This is a genomic window from Xenorhabdus sp. SGI246, from assembly GCF_040838225.1.
In the GTDB taxonomy this organism is placed as follows: Bacteria; Pseudomonadota; Gammaproteobacteria; order Enterobacterales; family Enterobacteriaceae; genus Xenorhabdus; species Xenorhabdus indica.
Window position 1 is genome coordinate 1 of sequence record NZ_JBFPEZ010000133.1, and the last position, 1,402, is coordinate 1,402.

Annotated in this window: 2 protein-coding genes; both read right to left on the bottom strand. The window is 41.4% G+C overall.

Features of this window, described 5'->3' with window-relative positions; all coding sequences use genetic code 11:
- Positions 1-102: 102 nt before the first annotated feature.
- On the bottom strand, positions 103-486 hold the full coding sequence (locus ABLA85_RS18320) for a hypothetical protein (protein WP_367965758.1): 384 nt from the start codon (positions 484-486) through the stop codon (positions 103-105).
- A gap of 78 nt (positions 487-564) precedes the next feature.
- Positions 565-1,308, bottom strand: a complete 744-nt coding sequence (locus ABLA85_RS18325) for a hypothetical protein (RefSeq protein ID WP_367965759.1) — start codon at positions 1,306-1,308, stop codon at positions 565-567.
- Positions 1,309-1,402: the final 94 nt, after the last annotated feature.

Genomic DNA, 1,402 nt, shown 5'->3' on the forward strand with positions numbered 1-1,402 from the left:
TTCATGACGACACTATCTAAAAGATACGCGCAAAGTTTGTGAGTAAATATCATTTACGCTCAAAGTCCGATTATCGGACATTGAATCTTGTATCGACGTTTTTCATCGGCACAAATAATCACCAGTTTGCATACCGATATTTTCGATGGTCAAATTGTGACCATACTGCATATTTGCAGCTTGATTAAATATCAATGGGTTAAGTAACTGATCCGAAATAATCGGGGAGCCTAAACTATGACCAAACACCAAATCTGGCGTCTGGATATTTATCAATGAGTTATGTAGATATGACTGAGCGAAAAATTTCGCTGATTGGCGAGCTAAAGTGAGGATGAATGGAATAAACAATGAGTTACTTGGGTGTGAGAAATTTTTCGTATACCCATCAGCTAAAATTTCAGCCGATGACTGAGCCGTAAATTTGGCTGAGTGATCGTTGGTCATCAATTCAGCGACCATTGAGCAAGCCAAACTGAGGATCACGGTAACAGGGCTCCTTAACCTCAAGGAGTCACCAAAAATAATTGGATAACTTAAAGTTATAAGAATTGCTTCCGTTCATCATTTTATTTCTCTCATCTCAATGCCATTAGCTGTATATCCCTGAACCCGAACGCCCTCGACACGGTGGCGTTTCTTGGTCAGAAAGCGGATGTGGTCGGCATAGACATAGAGCCACTGACCATCTACAGCAATGCGCTCAAAGGTTTTTACTGGTTGTTTTGCATACTGGACGAATGAAGTTAACTTGTTGTTTTTAAGCTGTTCTTTTGTGCGCACCTCTTTGATGTCTTTTTCACCATGTCGGTAAATCCAGACATCATTTATTTTTCCTGTAATCTGACGAGTACGAACTTTGACATAACCCAGCCTGCGCATGAGTTTGCTAAATTCGGCATCATTGCGGATCAACTTCCTCAGATACTCCAGAGGCTCACGCTTCCAGCCTTTCGCCTGATAGCACTTCGCCAGTTCATGATGGTGTTGTTTATCGAGAATGGTGTATTTGTCTGGCTGACTTGGGTTACGGTACAAGATCCAGTTATCAACCGCTTGCTTTCGTTGTTTTTGCTCAATCAGTAATGCGAACGTCGTTAAAGGCACGCCATTTTTGCGTGTGTGATATTCGGAACTGATTGAAGCGATGATATTTAGGGCATAGCTATCAATATCTTTTAGCTGGACAAATCCATAATAGTTACCACTATTCAAAAGGTTAACTGAGCACACCTCTGAATGATACTTATAGGACTGCTTATCCTTTCCTGTCAGACCCGTATCACTATCCGCATCGTGAACCGACACACCAGAATTAGGTCATGTATTGAATGGTTAGATCACCCGCTAAACGTAGTTTTCACGCTCAATAAATGTCCCGATCACTTTGTCGTGCATTTCT